Below are 1,269 nucleotides of genomic sequence, written 5' to 3'. Positions count from 1 at the left end.
GGCCATAAATGGCACTCCCCGATCTGCCGTATACTGGATGATCCGGATACGCCGCACGCCCGAATCGCCATTAAAGAATCAAACGTGATTCGCCTTGTCCAGAGGGCCGGGCGAAAAAGATTAAAAGTTGATTGAAATTTAGCTGATCTCCCCCACGAGGAGGGAGATCGCTAGTCAAGCCAGCGTCCGCTCCACGATATCCCGCAGATCCGCCGACAGGTTCTCTACCTTCGCCATATCGAGCAGCGCCTGCTTGGCCTTGGCCTGGCGTCCGGGCTCCAGCGAGCGCCAGGAGCGCAGCGCGGTCGCCAGCCTCGCCGCCACTTGCGGGTTGCGCTTCTCGACCTCCAGCACCGTCTCGGCGAAGAGGCGGTAGCCTTCGCCGTCGGGGCGGTGGAAGCCGGTCTGGTTGGCGCTGGAGAAGGTGCCGATCAGCGAGCGCACGCGGTTCGGATTGGCGATCGAGAAGGCGGGGTGCAGCATCAGCGCGCGCACCTTGTCGACGGTCTTCGCGCCAGGCACGCCGGCCTGGATCTGGAACCATTTGTCGAGCACCAGCGCGTCGCCGCGATAGCGGCCCTCGAAGGCTGCCAGCGCCTCTTCGGCCTCGGCCGTGTCCGAATGGCGATGCGCCAGCACGGCCAGCGCCGCGGCACGGTCTGTCATGTTGGTGGCGGAATTGAAGTGCCGCGCGGCGAGGGCGCCGCCGCCCGGCAGCAGCGAAAGATAATCGAGCAGGATGTTGCGGAGCGCCCTGCGTCCGGCGCTCGCCGCGTCCGGGCTGAACGGACCCTTGTCGGCGAGGCTGTCATAGAGAGCGGAAAAGGCATCGCGATTTGTCCCGGCGATCGCCCGCGCCAGCGCCTCGCGCGCGGCGAAGATGGCGTCGGGGTTGATGCCCTTCCCGATGTCGCGGGCAATGTCGGCTTCACCAGGAAGCGTGAGCGCCAGTGCCCGGTAGGCCGGCTCCAGCGCCTCGTCGCCGGCGATCCTGCCGGCAAGCTCAGCCAGCCGTCCTGCGAAGGCCGGCTCCTTGCCGCCGAGGATCTGGCGGAAGGCGGCGATCAGCGCGTCGGTCAAAAGCGTGTTGAACGCCTGCCAGCGCGCGAAGGGGTCGCTGTCATGCGCCGCCAAGAAGAACTGGTCGTCCGCCTTCTGCTGCACCGAAAGCGTGATTGGCGCCGAGAAGCCGCGGTTGAGCGATACCGACGGCCGCTCCGAAACGCCGGAGAAGCGCACCGTGTGCCGGCGCTTGCGGATATGGATGAC

1 protein-coding gene is annotated in these 1,269 nt (G+C 66.4%); it reads right to left on the bottom strand.

Translation table 11 applies throughout. The annotated features are described in order from the left end of the window. Positions 1 to 174 precede the first annotated feature (174 nt). Positions 175 to 1,269, bottom strand: a 1,095-nt coding sequence (locus tag EOA27_RS36995; RefSeq protein WP_127258784.1) for an aminopeptidase N C-terminal domain-containing protein, incomplete at its 5' end; no start/stop codon positions are given.

It is taken from the genome of Mesorhizobium sp. M2A.F.Ca.ET.037.01.1.1 (assembly GCF_003998075.1).
Classification (GTDB): Bacteria; Pseudomonadota; Alphaproteobacteria; order Rhizobiales; family Rhizobiaceae; genus Mesorhizobium.
The sequence above is the reverse complement of the archived record's forward strand: the minus strand, read 5'-3'. Positions and strand labels throughout refer to the sequence as shown.